General features: G+C 68.6%; 14 protein-coding genes and 1 pseudogene. 10 read left to right on the forward strand and 5 right to left on the reverse strand.

Annotated elements, in window-relative coordinates:
- Window positions 1–319: 319 nt before the first annotated feature.
- On the reverse strand, window positions 320–790 hold the full coding sequence (locus tag OGH68_RS33925) for a MarR family winged helix-turn-helix transcriptional regulator (protein ID WP_264249325.1): 471 nt from the start codon (window positions 788–790) through the stop codon (window positions 320–322).
- Window positions 791–942: 152 nt separating this feature from the next.
- Between OGH68_RS33925 and OGH68_RS33930 the strand changes: the two genes are divergently transcribed.
- From OGH68_RS33930 to OGH68_RS33970, 9 genes and pseudogenes are all read left to right on the forward strand, one after another.
- Complete coding sequence (locus tag OGH68_RS33930) at window positions 943–2,442, forward strand: MFS transporter (RefSeq protein ID WP_264249326.1); 1,500 nt, start codon at window positions 943–945, stop codon at window positions 2,440–2,442.
- A 64-nt stretch (window positions 2,443–2,506) separates the two neighbouring features.
- Window positions 2,507–3,433: an NADP-dependent oxidoreductase gene (locus OGH68_RS33935; protein WP_264249328.1), complete on the forward strand. Its 927-nt coding sequence runs from the start codon at window positions 2,507–2,509 to the stop codon at window positions 3,431–3,433.
- Between the two features lie 98 nt (window positions 3,434–3,531).
- Window positions 3,532–4,236, forward strand: a complete 705-nt coding sequence (locus OGH68_RS33940) for a type 1 glutamine amidotransferase domain-containing protein (protein WP_264249329.1) — start codon at window positions 3,532–3,534, stop codon at window positions 4,234–4,236.
- Window positions 4,237–4,322: 86 nt separating this feature from the next.
- Complete coding sequence (locus OGH68_RS33945) at window positions 4,323–5,642, forward strand: aldehyde dehydrogenase family protein (RefSeq protein WP_264249330.1); 1,320 nt, start codon at window positions 4,323–4,325, stop codon at window positions 5,640–5,642.
- A gap of 47 nt (window positions 5,643–5,689) precedes the next feature.
- Window positions 5,690–6,739, forward strand: a complete 1,050-nt coding sequence (locus tag OGH68_RS33950) for an NADP-dependent oxidoreductase (protein WP_264249331.1) — start codon at window positions 5,690–5,692, stop codon at window positions 6,737–6,739.
- Window positions 6,740–6,755: 16 nt separating this feature from the next.
- Window positions 6,756–6,951 (forward strand): annotated as a pseudogene (locus tag OGH68_RS33955) (aldehyde dehydrogenase family protein); the annotation flags it as partial.
- 214 nt (window positions 6,952–7,165) lie between these two features.
- Window positions 7,166–8,854 (forward strand): GMC oxidoreductase, encoded by a 1,689-nt coding sequence (locus OGH68_RS33960; protein WP_264249333.1) that lies wholly within the window; start codon window positions 7,166–7,168, stop codon window positions 8,852–8,854.
- Window positions 8,851–10,398, forward strand: a complete 1,548-nt coding sequence (locus OGH68_RS33965; protein WP_264249334.1) for a patatin-like phospholipase family protein — start codon at window positions 8,851–8,853, stop codon at window positions 10,396–10,398. Before OGH68_RS33960 ends, OGH68_RS33965 begins: the two co-directional genes overlap by 4 nt.
- 80 nt (window positions 10,399–10,478) lie before the next feature.
- Complete coding sequence (locus tag OGH68_RS33970; RefSeq protein WP_264249335.1) at window positions 10,479–12,323, forward strand: hypothetical protein; 1,845 nt, start codon at window positions 10,479–10,481, stop codon at window positions 12,321–12,323.
- 295 nt (window positions 12,324–12,618) lie between these two features.
- Here OGH68_RS33970 and OGH68_RS33975 read toward each other — a convergent pair whose 3' ends face one another.
- Window positions 12,619–12,906: a hypothetical protein gene (locus tag OGH68_RS33975; RefSeq protein ID WP_264249337.1), complete on the reverse strand. Its 288-nt coding sequence runs from the start codon at window positions 12,904–12,906 to the stop codon at window positions 12,619–12,621.
- 505 nt (window positions 12,907–13,411) lie between these two features.
- Window positions 13,412–13,600 (reverse strand): hypothetical protein, encoded by a 189-nt coding sequence (locus OGH68_RS33980; RefSeq protein WP_264250469.1) that lies wholly within the window; start codon window positions 13,598–13,600, stop codon window positions 13,412–13,414.
- Window positions 13,601–14,151: 551 nt separating this feature from the next.
- On the opposite strand from OGH68_RS33980, the gene OGH68_RS33990 reads away from it, so the two are divergent.
- Window positions 14,152–17,505, forward strand: coding sequence for an Ig-like domain-containing protein (locus tag OGH68_RS33990; protein ID WP_264249339.1), 3,354 nt, complete (start codon window positions 14,152–14,154; stop codon window positions 17,503–17,505).
- A 491-nt stretch (window positions 17,506–17,996) separates the two neighbouring features.
- On the opposite strand, the gene OGH68_RS33995 is transcribed toward OGH68_RS33990, so the two are convergent.
- Together OGH68_RS33995 and OGH68_RS34000 are read right to left on the reverse strand one after the other, a co-directional pair.
- Window positions 17,997–19,664, reverse strand: coding sequence for an ADP-ribosyltransferase domain-containing protein (locus OGH68_RS33995; RefSeq protein WP_264249340.1), 1,668 nt, complete (start codon window positions 19,662–19,664; stop codon window positions 17,997–17,999).
- A gap of 124 nt (window positions 19,665–19,788) precedes the next feature.
- A complete protein-coding gene (locus OGH68_RS34000) occupies window positions 19,789–20,454 on the reverse strand; it encodes a macro domain-containing protein (RefSeq protein WP_264249341.1) in 666 nt (221 codons plus the stop codon).
- Window positions 20,455–20,560 lie beyond the last annotated feature (106 nt).

Raw genomic sequence — 20,560 nt, forward strand, 5'->3', positions numbered from 1 at the left:
CGGTTCTCGCCCTCGCCCGCCGCATCCGGCGCCAGTGCCGTGATCGGCACGCGGACGGACAGAACACCGCCGTCGCCTTCGCCGGGGGCATCAGCGGACCGCCGCACCCACGGCACAGCCGTGGCCCGGTGTCGTCGTCCTGACCACGACCAGCCTCAGCCGGGGCGCCCTGTCCCTGCCCATACGGGCACCATACGAAGCGAAGATGGGCGTCGATAGTCCCCCACCGCGAGACTGGCTTCCAGCGCAGGGCATGGACGGCTCATCGCCGCCACTGTGTGTGGGCGGCGGAATCAGGCGCGTGGCATCCAGGCCGTGATCAGGCCGTCTCGTCGGGGTGCAGGCGTCCCAGCAGCTCGTAGAGGCTGCGACGGCCCTCGTCGTCGAGGCGGGCGAAGGCCGCCGACGTGGCCCGCATATCGGCGCGGATCCGCCGGACGGCCTCCCTGCCCTCCTCCGTGGCGACCACGTTCTTGACTCGCCTGTCGGCAGGGTCGAGCTGCCGGGACACCAGTCCATGGGTCTCCAGCCGGTCGACGAGCCCCGTGATGTTGGAGGCGTCACAGGAGAGCAGCCCGGCGAGGGCACGCATGGGAGTGGGTTGTCGCAGCTGGATGAGCATCTTGGCCTGCGTCATGGTGAGCCCCTGTACCGCGGCCGCCGCGGTGAGGTCCCGGTAGTAGCCGGCGGCGGCGCGTGCCAGGCGCTCAAGGAGCTCGACGTAGGTGGGGTCGCTGCCCTGCGGGGCTGGGGTCTCGGAGGCCGGGTGCGCGGCGGGGGTGCGGGACATGGCTCCAGTCTAGGTGAGAACTCAAAGTTTGACATCCTCAACCATTGACCTCTACGGTCGTTCTCATCGCTTGAGTGCATCAAGCATCTACTTGTTCGAGCTGAGTCCCTTCACCGGCTCCGGCCCCTCGCCCCGCCCCGAAGAGAGCGCCCGTGTCCCAAACCCTTGCCCCGCCGCCCGGCCGACGCCGACGTGAGATCGCAGTTGTCCTCGTCCTGAGCCTCGCCGCCATGGTCGTGTCGATGATGCAGACACTGGTGATTCCGATCCTCGGCCTGATCGGTAGCAGCCTCGGCAGCAGCGCGGCCGAGGTCAGCTGGGTCACCACCGCGACCCTGCTCTCCGCAGCCGTCTTCACCCCCCTGCTCGGCCGCTTGGGCGACCAGCACGGGAAGAAGCCGACCCTGATCGGCGTCCTGGTGGTGATGATCGCCGGCTCGGTCCTGGCCGCCACCACCGACTCGCTCCTCTGGCTGATCGTGGGCCGAGTTCTCCAGGGCGCCGCCACGGCGATCTTCCCGCTCGCGCTGTCGGTACTCCGCGAGGAGGTCCCCGCCCACCGTCTGCCCGGAGCGATGTCACTGGTCAGCGGCACCCTGGCGTTCGGCAGCGGCTTCGCGCTGGTCACCACCGGCCTGCTGACCCGCGGCGACAACGCCGACTACCACCCCGTCTTCTGGCTGGCCGCCGGGCTGGCCCTGGTCACACTTCTCGCCGTCGTCCTCCTCGTACCGGCAAGCCGCACCAGGACCGGCGGGCGCACCGACCTCCTCGGCGCGCTCACCCTCGCGCTCTTCCTGGTCCTGCTTCTGCTGCCGATCTCCCAGGGCCACGAGTGGGGATGGACGTCCGCCCGCACCCTGGGCAGCTTCGCCGGAGCGGTCGTCATGGCCGGTGTCTGGGCCTTCACCGAGAGCCGCGTGCGCGAGCCGATGGTCGACATGAAGATGTTCCTCCACCGCCCGGTGCTCTTCAGCAATCTCGCGGGCCTGTTCGTCGGATTCGGGATGTTCGCCCAGTTCCTCGGCGTCTCCTACCTGGCGCAGGTACCACAGGACATCGCAGGCTACGGCTTCGGCGCATCCGTGCTCCGCGCCTCCGTCGAGTACCTGCTGCCCAGTACGATCGCCTCCCTCGTCGCCGCCCAGTTCGGCGGCTTGCTGATCCGCAGGATCGGCCCCCGTCTCACTCTCGCCCTGAGCGCGGTGACCGGCATCGCCGGCTTCGCGTGGCTGGCCGCCGCACACTCCTCGACCCCCTCGGTCATCGGCGCCGGAATGGCTGTCGGAACGGCCATCAGCCTCGGCTACGCCGCGATGCCCGCATTGATCGTCGCGGGGGTGCCGCCCCACCAGACCGGCGTCGCCAACGGCATCAACTCCATCTCCCGCTCGGTCGGAAGCTCCATCGGCAGTGCGCTGATCACGACACTGCTCGCCTCCCGGACCATCGAGCACCTGCCGGCCGGAGTGCCCCCGCTGCCTGCCGAGAGCCAGTTCACCCTGAGCTTCACCATCGCCGGTGTCGCCTTCGCCTTCGTCCTGGCCATCGCACTGGTCGGCCTGAAGCGGCAGCGGCAGGCGCCCCGCGCGAAACACCTGCCCGCCGCCGAGACGGCCCCAGAGCCGGCTGCCGCCACCGCGGCTGCCTGACGACCCACCCGATCCGCACCACTGCGATCTGCGCGACCGCACCACCGCACCAAGGAGCACCACCATGAAGGCCATCACCTACCACACCTACGGCGGCCCGGACGTCCTGGAATACGGCGACGTCCCCAACCCGAAGCTCGGCCCGGACAGCGTACTGATCCGTGTGAAGGCCGCCTCCGTCAACCCTGTCGACTGGAAGATCCAGGCCGGATACCTGGACGGCGTCATGGACACCGTCTTCCCCGTCATCCCCGGCTGGGACGTGGCGGGCGTCGTCGAGGAGACCGGCGTCGGGGTCGCCGAGTTCGCCCCGGGCGACGAAGTGATCGGCTACGTCCGTGAGGACTTCGTCTCCCGCGGCACCTTCGCCGAATACGTCGCCGCCCCGATCCGTACGCTCGCCCGCAAGCCCGCCAACCTCTCCTTCGAGGAGGCCGCCGGCATCCCGCTGGCAGGTCTCACCGCCTACCAGGCGCTGACCCGCGCCCTGAACGTGGGCAGCGGCCACACCGTGCTCGTGCACGCCGCGGCGGGTGGTGTCGGCTCCCTGGCCGTACAGATCGCCCGAGCGCTCGGCGCCCGCGTCATCGGCACGGCGAGCGAGCACAACCACGACTACCTGCGCGGGCTCGGCGCCGAGCCGGTCGCCTACGGCGAGGGCCTCACCGACCGCGTCAAGGCCCTGGCGCCGCAGGGTGTCGACGCCGTGCTCGATCTCATCGGCGGCGAGGCCCTGAAGATCTCCCCCGGGCTGCTCGCGGAAGGCGGCCGGCTGGCCTCCGTCGCGGACGGCGCCGTCCTCGGCCTCGGAGGCCGGTACGTCTTCGTCCGCCCCGACACCCAGGACCTCGAGGCGCTCACCGTCCTCGCGGAGCGCGGGCAGCTCAGCGTGGAAGTGGCCGCCACATTCCCGCTCGAGCAGGCCGCCGGCGCACAGCGGCTCAACCAGGAGGGCCACACCCGCGGAAAGGTGATCGTCACCGTCGCCTGAGCCACCCACTGCCCGCACGCCACCACCGCCACACCCCTTGCCGGACGAGAAGACACCCCACCACCGCGCGACCCCTGCGCGCTTTGAAGGAGACAGCTGTGACCACAGTTCTGTTCGTCGTCACCGGCGCCGACCACTGGACGCTCGCCGACGGTACCCTGCACCCCACCGGCTACTGGGCCGAGGAACTCGCCACACCACACCGGCTGTTCCGCGAGGCCGGGTTCGACGTCACCATCGCCACACCCGGCGGCGTGGCTCCGACCGTCGACGTCGTCAGCCTCGCCGCCGAGTCCACCGGCGGCAAGGAGCAGGCCGACGCCATCGCCGCATACCTGGCCTCCATCCGCGCCGACCTGGAGCACCCGGTCAAGCTGGAAGAGATCGACCTCGACGTGTACGCCGCAGTCCTCTACCCCGGTGGCCACGGCCCCATGGAGGACCTCGCCGCCGATGCCGGCTCCGGCCGCCTGCTCACCGCTGCGCTGGACTCCGGCAAGCCGCTCGCGGTGCTGTGCCACGCCCCCGCGGCCCTGCTCGCCGCCCGGCGCGAGGACGGCAGCTGGCCGTTCGCCGGCTACCGCATGACCGGCTTCACCAACGACGAGGAGACCGTGGCCGGTTTCGCCGACAAGGCCACGTGGCTGCTCCAGGACCGCCTGGTGGAACTCGGTGCCGACTTCGACGCCGCCGCCCCGTTCACCGCGCACGTCGTGGCGGACCGCAATCTGCACACCGGCCAGAACCCCGCCTCCTCCGAGCAGCTCGCCCGGAACATCATCGAGATCCTCAACCGCGGCTGATCCCCTTGCCCGACGCCGGCGCCCGGGCCTGCCCCGTGGCGCCGGCGACAGCGCCCCCCGTCCACGTATCGACCTGTGAGGGAACCATGAACAAGCCTGCGCCCGCGCAGTCCGCCGAGCTCGTTGCTCGGCTGCGCGCCACCTTCCGCACCGGCACCACCAAGTCCCTGGCCTGGCGTACCGGGCAGCTGCACCGGATGCGTGCCCTGCTCACCGAGCACGGTGAGGAGCTCGCGGCGGCGCTCCACGCCGACTTGGGGAAGAGCGCCACCGAGGCTTACCGCACAGAGATCGACTTCGTCATACGGGAGATCGACCACACCCTGGAGCATCTCGACGGCTGGCTGCGACCCGAGAAGGCCCCCGTCCCTGTGTTCATCGGGGAGGCGAGTGCCTGGACGCAGTACGATCCCCTGGGCGTCGTGCTGGTCATCGCCCCCTGGAACTACCCGGCGCAGCTGCTGCTGGCCCCGGTGGCCGGTGCCCTGGCCGCGGGCAATGCCGTGGTCGCCAAGCCCAGCGAACTGGCCCCGGCCACCTCCGCCGCCCTCGCCCGCCTCGTACCGCAGTACCTCGACACCGACGCGGTCGCCGTGGTCGAAGGCGGGGTCCCCGAGACCACGGCCCTGCTCGAGCAGCGCTTCGATCACATCCTCTACACCGGCAACGGCACGGTCGGGCGCATCGTGATGGCCGCGGCCGCCCGGCACCTCACTCCCGTCACCCTCGAACTAGGGGGCAAGTCCCCGGCGTTCGTGGACCGCGGCACCGACCTGGACACCGTCGCCGCCCGGCTCGCGGCGGGGAAGTTCCTCAACGCCGGACAGACCTGCGTCGCCCCCGACTACGTCCTCACCGACCGTGAGAGCGCACGCGCCCTGGAGGGAGCGCTGGCCAAGGCCGTGGAGAAGCTGTACGGACCGGACGTGTCCGGCTCCCCGGAGTACGGCCGTATCGTCAACGAGCGCCACTTCGACCGGCTGACTGCCCTCCTCGATTCCGGCCGCCAGGTCACCGGCGGCGCGTACGACCGGGACTCCAAGTACATCGCGCCGACCGTCCTGGCCGAGGTGTCACCGGACGCGCCCGTCATGCAGGAGGAGATCTTCGGCCCGATCCTCCCGATCGTCGAGGTGGCCGGGCTCGACGAGGCCATCGACTTCATCAACGACCGTGAAAAGCCGCTGGCCCTGTACGCGTTCACCGGCTCCGTCACCACCCGGGAGCGGCTCGCCGCCGAAACCTCCTCGGGAGGCCTCGTGTTCGGCCTGCCGCTGGCGCATCTCACCATCTCCGACCTGCCGTTCGGGGGCGTCGGCGAAAGCGGCATGGGCAGCTACCACGGCCGCTACTCCCTTGAGACCTTCAGCCACCGCAAAGCCGTCCTCGCCAAGCCCCTCAGCTGATCCCCCTTCAGCCGTGTGTGAGCACGGAGAAATGAGACATCCGCATCATGAACACCCTTCCCACCACCAGCCGTGAATGGCACCTGGTCGCCCGCCCGAACGGTGTGCCCCGGCCTCAGGACTTCGCCCTGCGTGAGGCGCCTCTCGCAGCGCCCGTCTCCGGTCAGATCCTCGTACGCAACCTGCACCTGTCGGTCGACCCGTACATGCGCGGCCGGATGAACGACGTGAAGTCCTACGTCCCGCCCTTCCGGCTGGACCAGCCGATGGACGGGGGTGCGGTCGGCGTCGTCGTCGCCGTGGGCGACGGCTCCCCCGCCGGGACTGTCGCAGTGGGTGATCACGTCCTGCATGGACTCGGCTGGCGGGAGTACGCGCTCCTCGACGCGGCGGACGCCGTGAAGGTCGACGCCGGGAACGCTCCGCTGAGCACGTACCTCGGTGTCCTCGGCATGCCCGGACTGACCGCCTATGCGGGCCTGCTGCAAGTGGCGGAGTTCCACGAGGGCGACACCGTCTTCGTCTCCGGCGCGGCCGGCGCGGTCGGCAGCCAGGTAGGGCAGATCGCCCGGCTCAAGGGCGCCAAGCGGGTCATCGGCAGTGCGGGATCGGACGAGAAGGTCCAACTGCTCCTCGAGAAGTGCGGCTTCGACGCCGCCTTCAACTACAAGAAGGCGCCGGTCGCCGAGCAACTCGGGGCCGCGGCCCCCGACGGCATCGACGTCTACTTCGACAACGTCGGCGGCGATCACCTCGAGGCCGCGATCGGCGCCCTCACCGTGCACGGCCGCGCAGCGCTGTGCGGCGCCATCGCCCAGTACAACGCGACGGCGCCGACCCCCGGCCCGCGCAACCTCGCGCTCGCCATCGGCAAGCGCCTCACCCTGCGCGGCCTTCTCGTCTCGGACCACAAGGACCTGCAACAGCAGTTCGTACACGAGGTCGGCGGCTGGATCCGTGACGGGCAGCTCCACTACGAGGAGACCGTGGTGGAAGGCATCGAGAACAACGTCGAGGCATTCCTCGGCATGCTCCGCGGCGACAACACCGGCAAGATGATCGTCACCCTTCCGGCACAGGCAGCAGTCGGCAACTGACGATCGTGGGCGGAAGACGAGGGACGGCAGCACGGCCTCCCACGCGGGCCGGGTGTGGACCAACTGCTACCACGCCTATCCGATGCATGCCGCGTTCGGCGGCTACAGGCAGTCGGGTGCCGGGCGTGGGACGCACAAGATGATGCTGGACCACTGCCAGCAGGCGAAAGACCTGGGTGTCGTACTCCTCGAAGGAGCTCGGCTTCTTCTAGCGGCACGGAGCAGGGCGCCTGACCTGGGATCTGGCCCGGCAGGCGCCCTGCCACTCGCCGCGTCGCGGTGGCTGCGCGGCGCCTGAGGCTGCGGGCCGACGCTACGACGTGCGCGTCACCACACGTGGGTGAACCATTGAAAGAGGTCGTGCGTGCAGCAGTCGCATGCGGGGGAAGTCAAGGTCCTGGGCTTCGACTTCTAGAGGTGGCGAGCGTGGACGTCTTCGATGCCGTCGTCGTCGGGTCGGGTTTCGGCGGGTCCGTGACCGCATTTCGCCTGGCCGAGGCCGACCTGCGCGTATGCCTTCTGGAAAGAGGAAAGCGATTCCCGCCCGGGTCTTTTCCACGTAGTCCCCACGACACGGCCAAGAACTTCTGGGATCCGGATTCCCACCTGTACGGGATGTACGACATGTGGAGCTTCTCGAAGCTCGACGCCCTTGTGTCGAGCGGGCTGGGCGGAGGCTCGTTGATCTATGCGAATGTACTGATTCGCAAGCCGGAAAGCTGGTTCGTGCACGAGTCGTTCGACGGCGGCTACGAGAACTGGCCCGTCACACGTGAGGATCTCGATCCTCACTACGATCGCGTGGAGACCATGCTGGGTGCACAGCGGTACCCGTTCGATGTGAAGCCTTACCAGGAAACACCCAAGACCGTCGCCATGCAGCAGGCGGCCTCGCGGCTGGGTCTTCCGTGGGAGCTTCCGCTGCTGGCCGTCTCCTTCGGAGACCCCCCGGTGCCCGGCGTTCCCATCGAGGGCGGTGAACACAATCTGCACCACAGTCCACGCTATACGTGCAGACTTACCGGTGAATGCGACCTGGGTTGTAACTTCGGCAGCAAGAACAGCCTGGATTTCACCTACCTCAGCGCCGCAGACCGGCTCGGGGTGGATATCAGGCCCCTCTGTGAGGTCCGCTCGTTCGAACCGATCCGACAGGGGTTCCTGGTCTCGTACATCGAGCACGGCGCCGCCGGGGGCGGAGATCCGCTCGCTCCTCCCGTGCGGCGCACTGTCAGGACCAGACGGCTGATTCTCTCTGCCGGTACGCTCGGCACGGCCTATTTGCTGCTCAGGAACCGCAGCGCCTTTCCTGCACTCAGCCCGGCGGTGGGTACTCATTTCTCCGGAAACGGGGACTTTCTCGGGCTGGTGTTCACAGCACGGGAGAGGCGTCAGGACCGGAACGGGGAGACTGTGCCGCGCATGCTGGAGCCGAGTTTCGGCCCGGTCATCACGAGTGCGATGCTCATGGATCGCAAGGCGAACGGTGAGACCGGCCGGGGTTTCTACATCGAGGATGCCGGTTACCCGGAATTCCTCAACTGGCTCGTCGAGCACAATGTGCTCACCATGTCCCACAGGGTCGGGCGGTTCCTGCTGCGGCGAGCGTGGTCGCAGCTGACCAGAACCGCCCGAAGCCGTGTGGGGCGACAGCTCGGTGACGCCATGGGCAAGGGGCTGTTCACTGCGACTTCCCTACCGTTGCTCGGCATGGGCAGGGATGTCCCCAACGGGCGGATGTTCCTCCGGGACGGACATCTGGACCTCGACTGGCATCTCGCCGCCTCCGATCAATACTTCGACCAGATGAACGAGACCATGGAGCGCGTGTCACACAGCCTGGGCGGACGCTACGCCTCGAATCCCCTGTGGTGGCTCAACCGCCTCATCACGGTGCATCCCGTGGGCGGCGCGCCGATGGGACGCAATGTGCAGGAAGGCGTGGTGGACTCCTTCGGGCGCGTGTACGGCTGTCCGGGGTTGTCGATCGCCGACGGCTCGGTGATGCCCGGTCCTGTGGGCCCGAATCCTTCGCTCACCATCGCGGCGCTGGCCGACCGGTCGGCAGACCGCATCATCGAGGATCACCGGAAGAACCCTACGAGGCCCTCATGACGACCGGACAGGCCACCGAGCCCCGCAGCGGATCTCCGCGCAGATCTCTCATCCTCGCCGGCGGCGGGCTGAAGGTGGCTTTCCAGGCGGGGGTCCTCCAGGTCCTGCTCGACGAGGCCGAGCTGGAATTCGACCATGTCGACGGCGCCAGCGGAGGTGTGTTCAACCTCGCGATGTACTGCCAGGGGAAGTCCGGGCATGAGATTGCGGACAATTGGCGCAGTCTCTCTCCTTTGAAGGGCGTCACCCCGAACTGGCGTGAGTGGCCGAAGGGGCCGTACGCCCGTTCCCTGTTCACGCTGGACGGCTATCGGCGTCGCGTCTTCCCGGACTGGGGGCTGGATTGGGAGAGAATCCGGGCCACCGATCGGGAAGCCACCTTCAACCTCTACAACTTCAGCGCCAATGAACTGGAGACAGTGACCGCCGACCGCATGGACGAGGATCGCTTCTGTGCCGGGGTGTCGCTGCCCATGTGGTTCCCTCCAGTCGTCATCGACGGGCAGACCTACATCGACCCGGTCTATCTGACCGATGGGAACGTCGAGGAGGCGATTCGGCGAGGCTGCGACGAACTGTGGATCATCTGGACGGTCAGCCGCCGGCACCGCTGGCGGGACGGCTTCGTCGCCAACTACTTCCACATCATCGAAACCGCGGCCAACGGCCAGTTGCAGCATTGGCTGCGTCGGATCGAGGTCAGCAACGCGGCCATCCGCAACGGAGATAACGGAGAGTTCGGACGCCTGATCGAGGTCAGGCTGCTGAGCGCCGAGGTTCCACTGAACTACCTGATCAACTTCAGTAGAGACCGATTTACCCAGGCCGTGGAACTCGGAGTCCGTCGTGCTCGCCAGTGGTGCACGGCCCAGGGGATTCCCTGGCAGCCCAGCGCCCCTCCGGACCGCCCCGCCGACCCGACCCGCATTCGATTCACCGAACACATGGTCGGCCGCGTCACCTTTGGTGAGAACGACTACCGGAAGGGGGCCTTGTCGGAGGGTGGAGCAGCCGCTGACATGGCCTTGCACCTGACCATCGACATTCAGGGTGTGGACCGTTTCATCGTCAGTCCGGAGCATGAAGCCTCACTGCAGGGAGAGATCGTCTGCCAGAAGCTGGGCGGACGCCTTCCGGTCGAGCGAGGAACCTTCCAGATGTTCGTGGAACACTCCGATCCGGAACACCTTCGGATGTGTTATCGCTTGTTCTTCACCGACCGAGCCGGTCACCGGCTCACGCTCAGTGGGTACAAGGACGTCAATGAGGATTCTCGTCGGGGGATCTGGAAGGACACGTCCGTCCTCTACACGCGCATTGTTCGTGGCCATGTCGACGCCGACGAAGAGTCCGGAGCAGAGTTGGTGGCCTCGGGAGCTGTGCGCATCCGCCCAACCGACTTCCTGAAGCAACTGACCACCTTCCGGGTCGAAGCGGAATCGCTCCCCGGCAAGGCGACAACGCTGGGGCGCTTCGGGCAGTTCTTCTTCGGCAAACTGTGGGATGTGTACGCGCAGGACTTCTTGCCCTGGTCACCGCTGTGACCGATGGCCGTGCTGCCACGTGACGCCGAACGGCGACGACACGTCCCGTGTGAGGGATCCGGGCCAACGGAGGAGCCATCGTGGACGTCCATGAGTTGCGCAAACACGCGGCGGCGCTACGGTTCACCCCGCAGGAGCCGGTGCGCTGGCTGGCACCGAAGGAACTGGCTCGTACGGCGGTCAAAGTCGGGCTGGCCGCCGTGTTCGCCGACTACGCGGACAAGCGCGAGATACAAGGCGCGCTGCAGGCCGAACTCCTGCGGGCACCCTTGGCGAATCCCGGCGCCGAGGAGATCTGGATCGACTTCGTCGCCGACCTCGGCGACGGCTTCGAGGCGACATACTCGGTGGCATCCGCACTGGCAGCGGCCCGACTCGCCGTCGCCGGGCGTGTCTTGCTCCCTCGTGGCTCGCTGCTCGTCCTCGGCGGGGACCAGGTGTACCCGGTGGCGTCCACGACAGCGTACGAGGACAGGATGAAGGGGCCCTACCGCGCCGCGCTCCCCTCGGCACCGGACCAGCCGCTCATGCTGGTGCTGCCGGGCAACCACGACTGGTACGACGGTCTCACCGCGTTCCTGCGGATGTTCGCCCAAGGAAGGCCCATCGGCGGCTGGCAGACCCGACAGACCCGGAGCTACTTCGCCGTGCAGCTGCCCCAGCGCTGGTGGCTCGTCGGGCTGGACAGCCAACTCGGCTCCTACTTCGACGATCCGCAGCGGCGCTATTTCGAGTCCTACCTCTCGCCGCGACTGCTGCCGGGCGACAGCGTGATCGTCTGCTCCGCCGCGCCCACATGGGTGAAGAGCAACGACGAGCCCAACGCCTTCAACTCCCTGCACTGGTTCGACCGAAACATCATTCGGACCCGGTTCAACCGGGCGACCGGGATACGTGAGGACACGGGCGCGTCCATTCGACTGTGGCTGACCGGCGACAAGCACCACTACGCCCGCTACGCGGAACGGTTGCCCGATGACGGGCCCGGATCCGACGACGCCCTTCCTCCTGACCCCCGGCGGCGCCAGATGGTGACGTGCGGCCTGGGCGGCGCGTTCCTGGCATCCACACACAGGCTCCCGAACGCTCTGCCGCTGCCGCCGGCCACCTCGCGAATGCGGGAGAAGGACGACCCGCCGCCGGTATTCGCCCTCACACAACACACGTACCCCGATGCGGAGGAGTCCCGCTCGCTCGCTCGTGCGATCGCCAAGCCCTGGTCGCGGTACTGGCTTCCGCGGCGCAACCCCGGGTTCGCCGTACTGGCCGGGGCCCTGCAGCTGGTACTCGTCCTGATGACGAGCGGCGCGTTTGCGCTGGCCGAAGGCAGACTCAATCCCGTCGACGCCCTGCGTAGGGCGGGCACCGACGACCTGCTCGGCCTGCTCTGCACGAGTGTCGCCCTCTTCGCTCTGCCCTTCGTGTTCGGCTGGGGGAACGGGCTGCTGCGCGGACGGCGGCCCAGGGCACCGTCCGGTGCGATCGTCGCCGTGCTGTTTCAGTCGGCGGTCACCGTCGCGGCACTGTCCGTCGCTGTCGCCGTGGCCCGGTCGGTACCACCCTCATGGAACGGGTTCTGGCTCCTGGCGATACTTCTGGTCGTCGCTGCTGTGATGGGCGCGTTCCTCGGCTCCCAGCTCTTCGCCCTGTGGGTGCTTTGGACGGACAGGGGCCTGGTTGCCGAGTGGCAGATGTCCGGGCAGTCCATTGACGACCGCAAGGGATTCGTGCGGATGCACATCGCACTGGACGGCACACTCACCCTCTACCCGCTGGCACTCGACGGCACCTGCCGGGACTGGCTCCTCGAGGAGGTTGCGGACACCCCGGCCGCGTGGCTGCGGCCGGTGCCCGAGACGCTGCCGACTGTGCGGTTCATCGAAGAGCCCGTTGTGATCATGCGGACGGAGGTGCCCGGTGCCTGATTCAAGACTCCGCCAAGGGCGTTGCGGCGCGCGCCCCTCCCCGGCAACCGACGTTTCTCGGCGTCGAGGTGCTCCTGCACGGCAGTGGGCAAGGTGGTGTGCGCGCATCCACCTGTCGCGCCCAGTGCCCTCACCAGGCACCCGGCACGCCAGAAGCATGCTGACACTGCCCTCAAGACTGCCGTTCACCGCGTGCGCCCGGGGCACGACTCCGTGCGCACCAGCACCAACACCACCCGGGCGGTCACCAATCATGACGGGACGACCGTCTCGCCGTGCTCGCACGCTCAGGTCATCAGCGCGCTCGGCGGTCGACCGCAATACCCAGTGCGGCGCCCGGCCCCGCCGGACCGCGCCGGGGACGAATCGCCCAACGCTGCCGGCCACGCCAGGCCAGGCGACTCCCGCGAAAGGACGCTGCCTGGCCGAACGCTGGTTCCGTCAGGTCGCGGAAGACGGCGAGGACGTCGTCGCGCAGCTCGACCAGATCGCCGCGATCCGCGAGGGCGGCACGATCGCCCCCGGCAAGGACCTCCGCCGGCTGCCCGAGCTCCGCGAGCGCGCGGAGGCCGGCGACGTCCATGCCGCGTACGCGTACGGGAAGATCCTCGGCGACTGGGCTGGCGCGGGCGACCGCCACCTGGTCCGGTGGATCGAACCCGCCGCGCCGGCCGGCGACCCGGAGGCCGCGTACGACTCGCGGAGCTCTACGGGTCGCTGCGCAGGCGCACGTTCCGCGACCACTGGTACCGGAGGGCGGCCGAGGCGCGGCACCACGACGCGTGCAACCAGATGGGCTGGCTATCCGAATACCACCGGTACTGCCAGGAGGCCGAGCGCTGGTATGTGCGCGCGGCCGACGACGGGTCACCGCTGAACACCATGCTCCGCGGGCAAACGGAAGGCTCAGCGCGGCGCGTACGCCGAGGCGGAGCCGTTTCTGCGCCTGGCCCGGGAGCAGGGCGGCGACACTGCGTACGGACCGCCGGGTACTACGGACTCGTCCTGCACCGGCTGGGCCGACTCGCGGAGGCCGTCGAGCCGCTGCGGGCGGCCACCGCAAGATGGGACGACGACGTGCGCGCCCGTTACAGCCGGGACGACCTGGTCGTGCTGGCCCGGACGGCGTGTTTCAGCTTGGCGCGGCTGCCTTCGACGTCCTTGGGCAGCAGTTCGTGACTGAGGGCTTCACAGACGTCCTTGGGCCGCAGCGGCCCGGTCGCCTGGTTGAGGACGGCGAGAATGCAGGGGTAGTGCGGGTGCTCGGGCAGGTCCATGGGACGGCCGGGAGTCGGTCGGCGAGGCCGGTGACGGTCTTGCGGGTAGTCGCGAGGTGCTCCTTGCCGAGACCTTTCTGATCCGCGACCTTCTCCCACTCACCGGGACCTGGGGCTGTTCGATCTTCGCAAAGTCGACGGAGTGCCATACGCACTTGGCGGAGTGCGGCCCGCGGGCCTGCTCCCGTACGAGCTCGTTGAGGAGCCGGTAGTACTCGGCGCTGGGTTCCCAGTCATGCCGCCGATCAGGCCGATGGTCTTCATTCGTTGACGCTCTGATGCGCGCGCAACCCGTTTTCCGGGAGCAGCTGATCCGTACGGACCGGCCGGCGCCGGCATGCGCCCCCGATGCCGCTCGCCTCCTCCCTTCCCGCTGGGCGTCTGCTCCGGACGGGTGGTTCTGTCGGTGATCTTGGTGAATTCCGGTGACCCGTCCCCAGAACCCCCGGGGGGTAGCGGCGCCGGGCTGCCATTGTCTGCGGGGGATCAGCACCGCCCGCCAATCGCTGGACCGGAAGGAGAGGTATGAGCAGAGCCAGACGGGGGGACGCATGTTGAACAACCGAAGGCGACGGCGTGCCCTCACCATCGTCAGCAGCATTCTCCTCGTTCTGCAGGCGCTTGTCTTCGTCGGACCCGCCCCCGCGTGGGCAGGTCAGGACCAAGCGCTCGAGACCGGCTTCGAGCCGCACAACGCCACTGCAAATCCGCGCAAACCATCGCAGGTCGCCGTCATGCGGGGATGCACCGTCCGTATCGACAACAACTTCGGCAAGGACGGCTTCCCGATCACGCGGACGTCGACCCTCCCGTGCTCGGGGGACCCGTCCCTCGCCTTCGACTCACAGGGGCGCCTGTTCGTCACGCATCTCTCGACCAGCTTCAACACCACCCCCAACCGGTTCGGAGTGGGGGTCGGCCAGATCAACGACCTGACGACGACGGGGAACCAGACCTACACACCCGTCCAGGTGAGCGCGAACAGCCCGAACAACCAGGACAAGCAGTGGCTGGTGGCCGATGCCAACCCCACCAGCCCCTACCGGGACAACCTCTACGTCGTCTGGTCGGACCTCGGCACACCGTGGGAGATCCAGTTCTCCCGCTTGGAGAGCGGCGCCACGAACTGGTCGGCTCCGCAAGTCCTCTCCACGGCCGGCGACGGGAACTCCTGGCCCTCCCACGCGGCTGTCGGTCCGAATGGCGACCTTTACGTCGCCTATCACGCCGACATCTGCGACGAGGGGACCGACGGGGCGCCCGGGGCGGGCACAGTACAGCTCCTCCGCGACGGCTCCGGCGGGGCCGACTTCGCCGCCGGTACCGTTCCGCAGCGAACCTCCGCGTTCGGGCCCGGACAGGCGAGCGTCTCCTGCAACGTGCAGGACAACTCGGGCGGTGAGATCCCGGGGACCGACTTCTGGCTCCAGGGCTCCATGCAGCCGTGGGTGCTGCCCGACCCGGCCCGGCCGGGCAACGTATACGTCGTCGCCAACGACGACCCCAACGACAACTTCGGGAACGGCGACGACGGTGACGTCCGCATCGCCCGCTCCACGGACAACGGCGTCTCCTTCGGCCCGCCCACCAGGGTCGACCACGGACCGGGCCAGACCCTCGCGGTGATGCCCACCGCGCACCTCGACCAGGACGGGAACCTCGTCGCCCACTGGTACGACAACCGCAGCGGCGAGCGGAACGGCGGCACCGGGCCGAACGGGAACGACAACTTCCTGCTCGAGGTCTACGGCACGACGAGCCGGGACGGCGGACTGACCTGGTCACAGGACTTCAGGATCAGCGACGCCCCGTTCGACCCCGACCTCAACGCCCGGTGCCGCTTCGGGCCGACCTGCCCCGCCCGGCCGGCCGACCCCGAGCAGACCTTGCGCATCGGCGAGTACAACGGTGTGTGGACGGTCGACGGCATCGGCTACGCGACCTGGACCGGCAACGCCACCCCGCCGACCGGCGGCAACCCGGCCGCCGGAAACCAGACCACGTACTACGACACGTTCTCGCTGCTGGGGGCCTTTCCCGACACGTTCGAACCGAACGAGTCCATCGACACGGCCGTCGCCGCAGCGCTCGGCTCCGACGACCGGTTCAACGGGGGCCGGCTCAGTCTGCACAGTGCGACCGACGTCGACTTCTTCCGGGTCGTACCCCGCCACACCGGGCACCTTGCCGCCGACATCGCCTTCAACGAAGTGATCTCCGGGCTCCAGGTCCGCGCGTACGACAAGTTCGGCAACAAGGTCTCGACAGGCACGGTGGCGACGATGAGGCCGGGCAGCTCGACCAGCAGGCTCGCAATCCCGGTCGTCGAGGACGAGCCGTACTTCATCGTGGTCAGCGACAGCGGCATCACCGACCCGACAAAGCCGGGTGACGCCTCGCCGACCGACCCACCGCAGGCTACGTACGACCTCTCCCTCGTCAACCGAGAGGCCCCCGAACCCTTCGGCCTCGACCTCAAGCGCGAGTCCGACTCGGGCCGGTTCGACAACGACGACGTCACCAGCACCACCGGGCCGGAGATCTTCCTCCGGGTCGACGACGCGGACCTGCGGGCCGCAAACATCCCGCTGTCGCCGGAGAACGGCACGTCCACCCTCGTGGACGACGGCCCGGGCTTCAAGGTGGCCGTGGAGCGCGACGGCGAGCGCGTCGGCTTCGCACAGCCCGTGAACCCGGTCACCAAGCCGGGGCTGTACGCAACCGACCTGGACCCCGTCCTGACGGAGGGGGAGAACCTGATCACCGCCGAGGTAATCATCGTCGACCCGTCCGACGACCCGGCCGTCCCCGGCACCGCCCACGTCGTCGGCTCGGGCCCGGAGAGCGCGCACCGGCTGGGGATCACGCTCGACACGACCGCACCGGCCGCACCGGCCGCGGCCCCGGACCTGCTGTCGTCGAGCGACACCGGCGGCAACAGCATCGACAACATCACGACCATCACCGAGCCCGCCTTCCAGGGCTCGCCGGTCGAACCAAACGCGTTGGTGCGGCTGACGGCCGACCCGCCGTCCGCCACCGGGCCGACCGTGGTCGGGAAGGACACCGTCACCTCGGCCGGTGGGTACGAGGTCGTAAGCGATCCGCTCGACGACGGAACGTATGACTTCGCCGTGCGGCTCGAGGACCTCGCGGGCAACGTCAGCGCCCCGTCACCCTCCCTCGCGGCGACCATCGCCAACCAGTCGCTCACGCTCACGGGCGCCACGCAGGACCTCGTCCTCGACGTCGACCAGAACACCGTGACCGGCTACCCGGGCATCCCCGGCGGCTTCGTCGGCGTCCGCGGCATCCCCGTGGTAAACCTGGACGCGGCCGGCCACGAGGTCGCCATCCAGGGTGGTGCGGGCGACGAGTCGCTGACGTTCACCCCGACCAGCGCCAACAGCGGGCGGCTGACCCGGTCCAACTCCGCGCAGGTGCTCAACTTCACCGGAGTCACGGGCGACGTGGCAGTCAACCCCGACGGCGGCGACGACGAGGTCACCATCGTCGGCACCACCGGGGTCGACTCGGTATTCGGCACCGTGGATCTGCTGACCCTGCTCCGGGTCCAGGGTCTGCTGGGCCTCGAGATCACCACCGACCAGACCGAGCGGATCGGCGTAAGCGCGCGCGGCGGCCGGGACACGGTGGACATCACCGCCATGGAAGAGGTCAGCGCCCTGCTGTCCGTCAACTCGGGTCCCCCGAACACGGCCGCACCGCCGCAGGGTGACACCCTGATCGTCCGCGGCGGCTCGCCCAAGGACCAGCTGGTCAACGTCCCGGGCGGCCCGTTCTCCGGCGAGGGCTCGGCCTTCGTTCGCTACCCGCACACGACCGGAGCCGAGACGCGCATCGACTACACCGAGACGGAGCGCGTGATCCTCGACCACTCGTAGAACACGGAGGGAACACACCGCGGCGCCCTTCCCCGGCCGCACCGGAGAAGGGCGCTGTCGCGTTGTCAGAGGTGTTCTGCGGGGGCTATGCCGGGAACCGAGGCCACCGCGTCCGTCCAGAGCTCCAGTGGTCTGGTCGAACAGCATCTGCCGCTCATCCTCGGCACCGGTGCGGGGAGGGGACGGGCCTGGGCCCGCAGATGTTCGATGCGCCCCCGCAGGTCGGGGTGGTTACTGACAGGCCACGTCGATGCGCCCGCGCCGGTCACGAAGGCGACTCTGCCGCTGAAGCCGCGGCGCATCGTCCCACTGCTCAGCAACACTCGCGGCGATCACGTCGCGAGGCTGCCCCTCACGCTGCCATTGCCTGCGGCGGTATCGCACGATCGAGGGGCGGCCTGTCGATGGCCACCCTTGACCACCCCGCAGCCCACTACACTCCAGCGGTCCAGCGAAACCCGCAGGTCAGACAGCAAGATCCTGCTGGAGTGCTAGGACACCAGTCCCTGACCCTCCAGCTCGGTCAGTCGCACGGTGCACAGCCCCCCACGCTCGGCCTTCACCTCCGTCACCTTCAGCTGCGTGCCCGGTGCGAGGATGTACTCCTCCTCGCCGGTGAACGCGGAGAACCGCCGGATCCTCACCGCCCGCGCCGGCGTCACCTCGAACATGGTGCGCCTGCCGCGGTTTCCGAGGAACGCCCGAGCCACGCCCAACTCGGACGTGCATGAGGACACACCCCACCATGTCACCGTCCGCCCCACCGGATACTGGGACCGCAGGTCCAGTGCCACACCACGCCACAACGGCTGCGTCTGCGCCGGCAACGCCGCCACCGCCGAGAACAGCAACCGCAAGTACGGCAGGTACGGCACCAACCGCTCCCGGTCAGGAGAACGGAGCACGGCGTTGATCTCGCGGTAGAACGCCGACTCGCACGTGTACAGGTACAGCGCCGAGATCGCGTCGGCGGACAGCTCTTCCCCGGACACCTTCTCCTCGGGCAGCCGCCTCCCGGCCTCCGCCTCCGCGACCTTGGCCTCCCCGAACCGGCTCGACCGCTCGATGTAATGATCCAGATGCTTGAGTACGCGAGACACCGGCTCGACGGCCTTTCGGAAATCCACCACCGGTGTGTCGAACACCCCGGTGATGGGCGGCAGGACCAGCCCCTCGTCCTTGACGCTGGTGAGCCGCTCCAGGTACAGCTGGTGCAGCTCCATCGTCGACGCGATGAACGCCCCCATCCGCTCCGCGACACCACCACCCTCCGACCCGCCGACCCCCGCCGTCTCCCGGTCCCAGCCCTTCCGCGGCAACCAGTCGATCGGTTCGGCCCCCACTGCCGCCAGGGCATCGTTGACCAGAGCGAAGTGGTCGCCCTCGCAGAAGATGTCCCCCTGCGCCGCCGGGTTCGGGTGGTCAAGATGCCGGACTTCGACCCCCGGGTACTTCTTCTCCAGTCGCTGGACGACCCTCTTCAGGCTCCGAGCGTGCGCGCCCCACCAGGCGAACACGACACCCCGATCCCCCTCTTCGGCATCCTGCTTCGCCCGAAGGATCTCCTCGACGATCTGCTCGGCCACGGGCCGCCAGAACGACGTGTGCCGATCGGTCGGCATCGCCCCGTCCGCACTCGCCGTGAGGGAAGCGTTCAGCAGCAGCACACCTTGGGTGAGCATCGCCTGGAACCACTCCGGCGGCGGAACCGTGTCTTCCTTCTTCAACAAGGCCCGGACATCCGCGATCGGCGTCTTCTTGGCGATGCCGTACTTCCACATCGCGGCCGCCTTGATGATGCAGCGAATGCTGACCACCCGACCGAACTGACTGTCCTTCCAGTCACCGAAGGTGTTGTCGAACATCGCGATGCCGGTCGCGCTCTCCGCCCGCGGATACGGGTTCTGTCCGAAGACGACCACCTTCCACTTCTGCGGGGGATGCGGCTTCAGCGCCTGGAACGTCAACTCCCGCACCGGAACCACCTCCGGACTGCGCTTCTGACCGATGAAATCAGCAGCACCCGGCTGCGCCTCGATCACCGGACCCAACAACGGAAGCCACGGCTCACCACCACCGGTGAACAGCTCGGCCAGCCCCAACGGGTCCCCGGCCGAGGAACCCGCCTCGCCCGCGGCCGGAACGTCGACATCACTCACGAGGGCAGAACTCCCAGGACTCGAACCGGACGCCCCCTCGGGCCCGCCGGCATGCTGCATGGATTCGACAAGGCCGTCGCCGGCATCCCCGCCCTGGGCGGTGCCGGCCTGCGCAGTGTTCGTGTCAGCGACGAAAGGAAGGCCGCTCCGGCACGTTGATCCGCACCCGCCGCGCGGACCCAGCTCCTTCGATGTCATCGAGCTGCCCCAACACCGCGGCCCGCAACTCGTCGTAGTCCCCGAACGTGTGATCCTGGAACAGGGTGTAACCCGTCCACATCAGATTCGCGCACACCGGCGCGGGCACCCGCCCTGTCTGCGCGCCCATGCCCACGAGCGCCACCGACCGGATGCTGGCGGGCTTCGCCCGGTTCTGCAGATGCACTGCCTGGAACGCGGCCGCGCACGCCAGCGCCACATTCATGGTCTCGCTGATGTTCTGCGAGGACTGCCGCATGGTCGGCGTCGAGATCAAATACCGCGGTACGGCCGCCCCGGACGGAACACACACCGCGCTGCCCACCGGCAGACTCCCGCCGAAGCGATCGCGGATCGCCCGTTGCACCCGCACCTGGACACCGGCACCGAGGTGCCGCTTGACGACGGCGTCGACCCCACCGTCCATCCGGCCCCGCGCATTGGTGGGGGACACCCACGCGTCGGCATCCACATTGAGAACAGAGCCCCGCCGGATCTCGACCTCGGGCGTGTCCGCGAACGCGGAACGCCAGGCCGTCACCACCTCGTCGTTGACATCGACCAGAACGACCCTCAAACGCTCGGCACCCACGCATCCGCCCCTCTCGCTCAATCTCTCGAACGAAAGCGAAGCTACCGCGCCCCACTGACAACGCCGACGCGTCCTCATCCTGCTGCGCAGCGGCCGGCTGCCGCGA

This window comes from Streptomyces peucetius, assembly GCF_025854275.1.
In the GTDB taxonomy this organism is placed as follows: domain Bacteria; phylum Actinomycetota; class Actinomycetes; order Streptomycetales; family Streptomycetaceae; genus Streptomyces; species Streptomyces peucetius_A.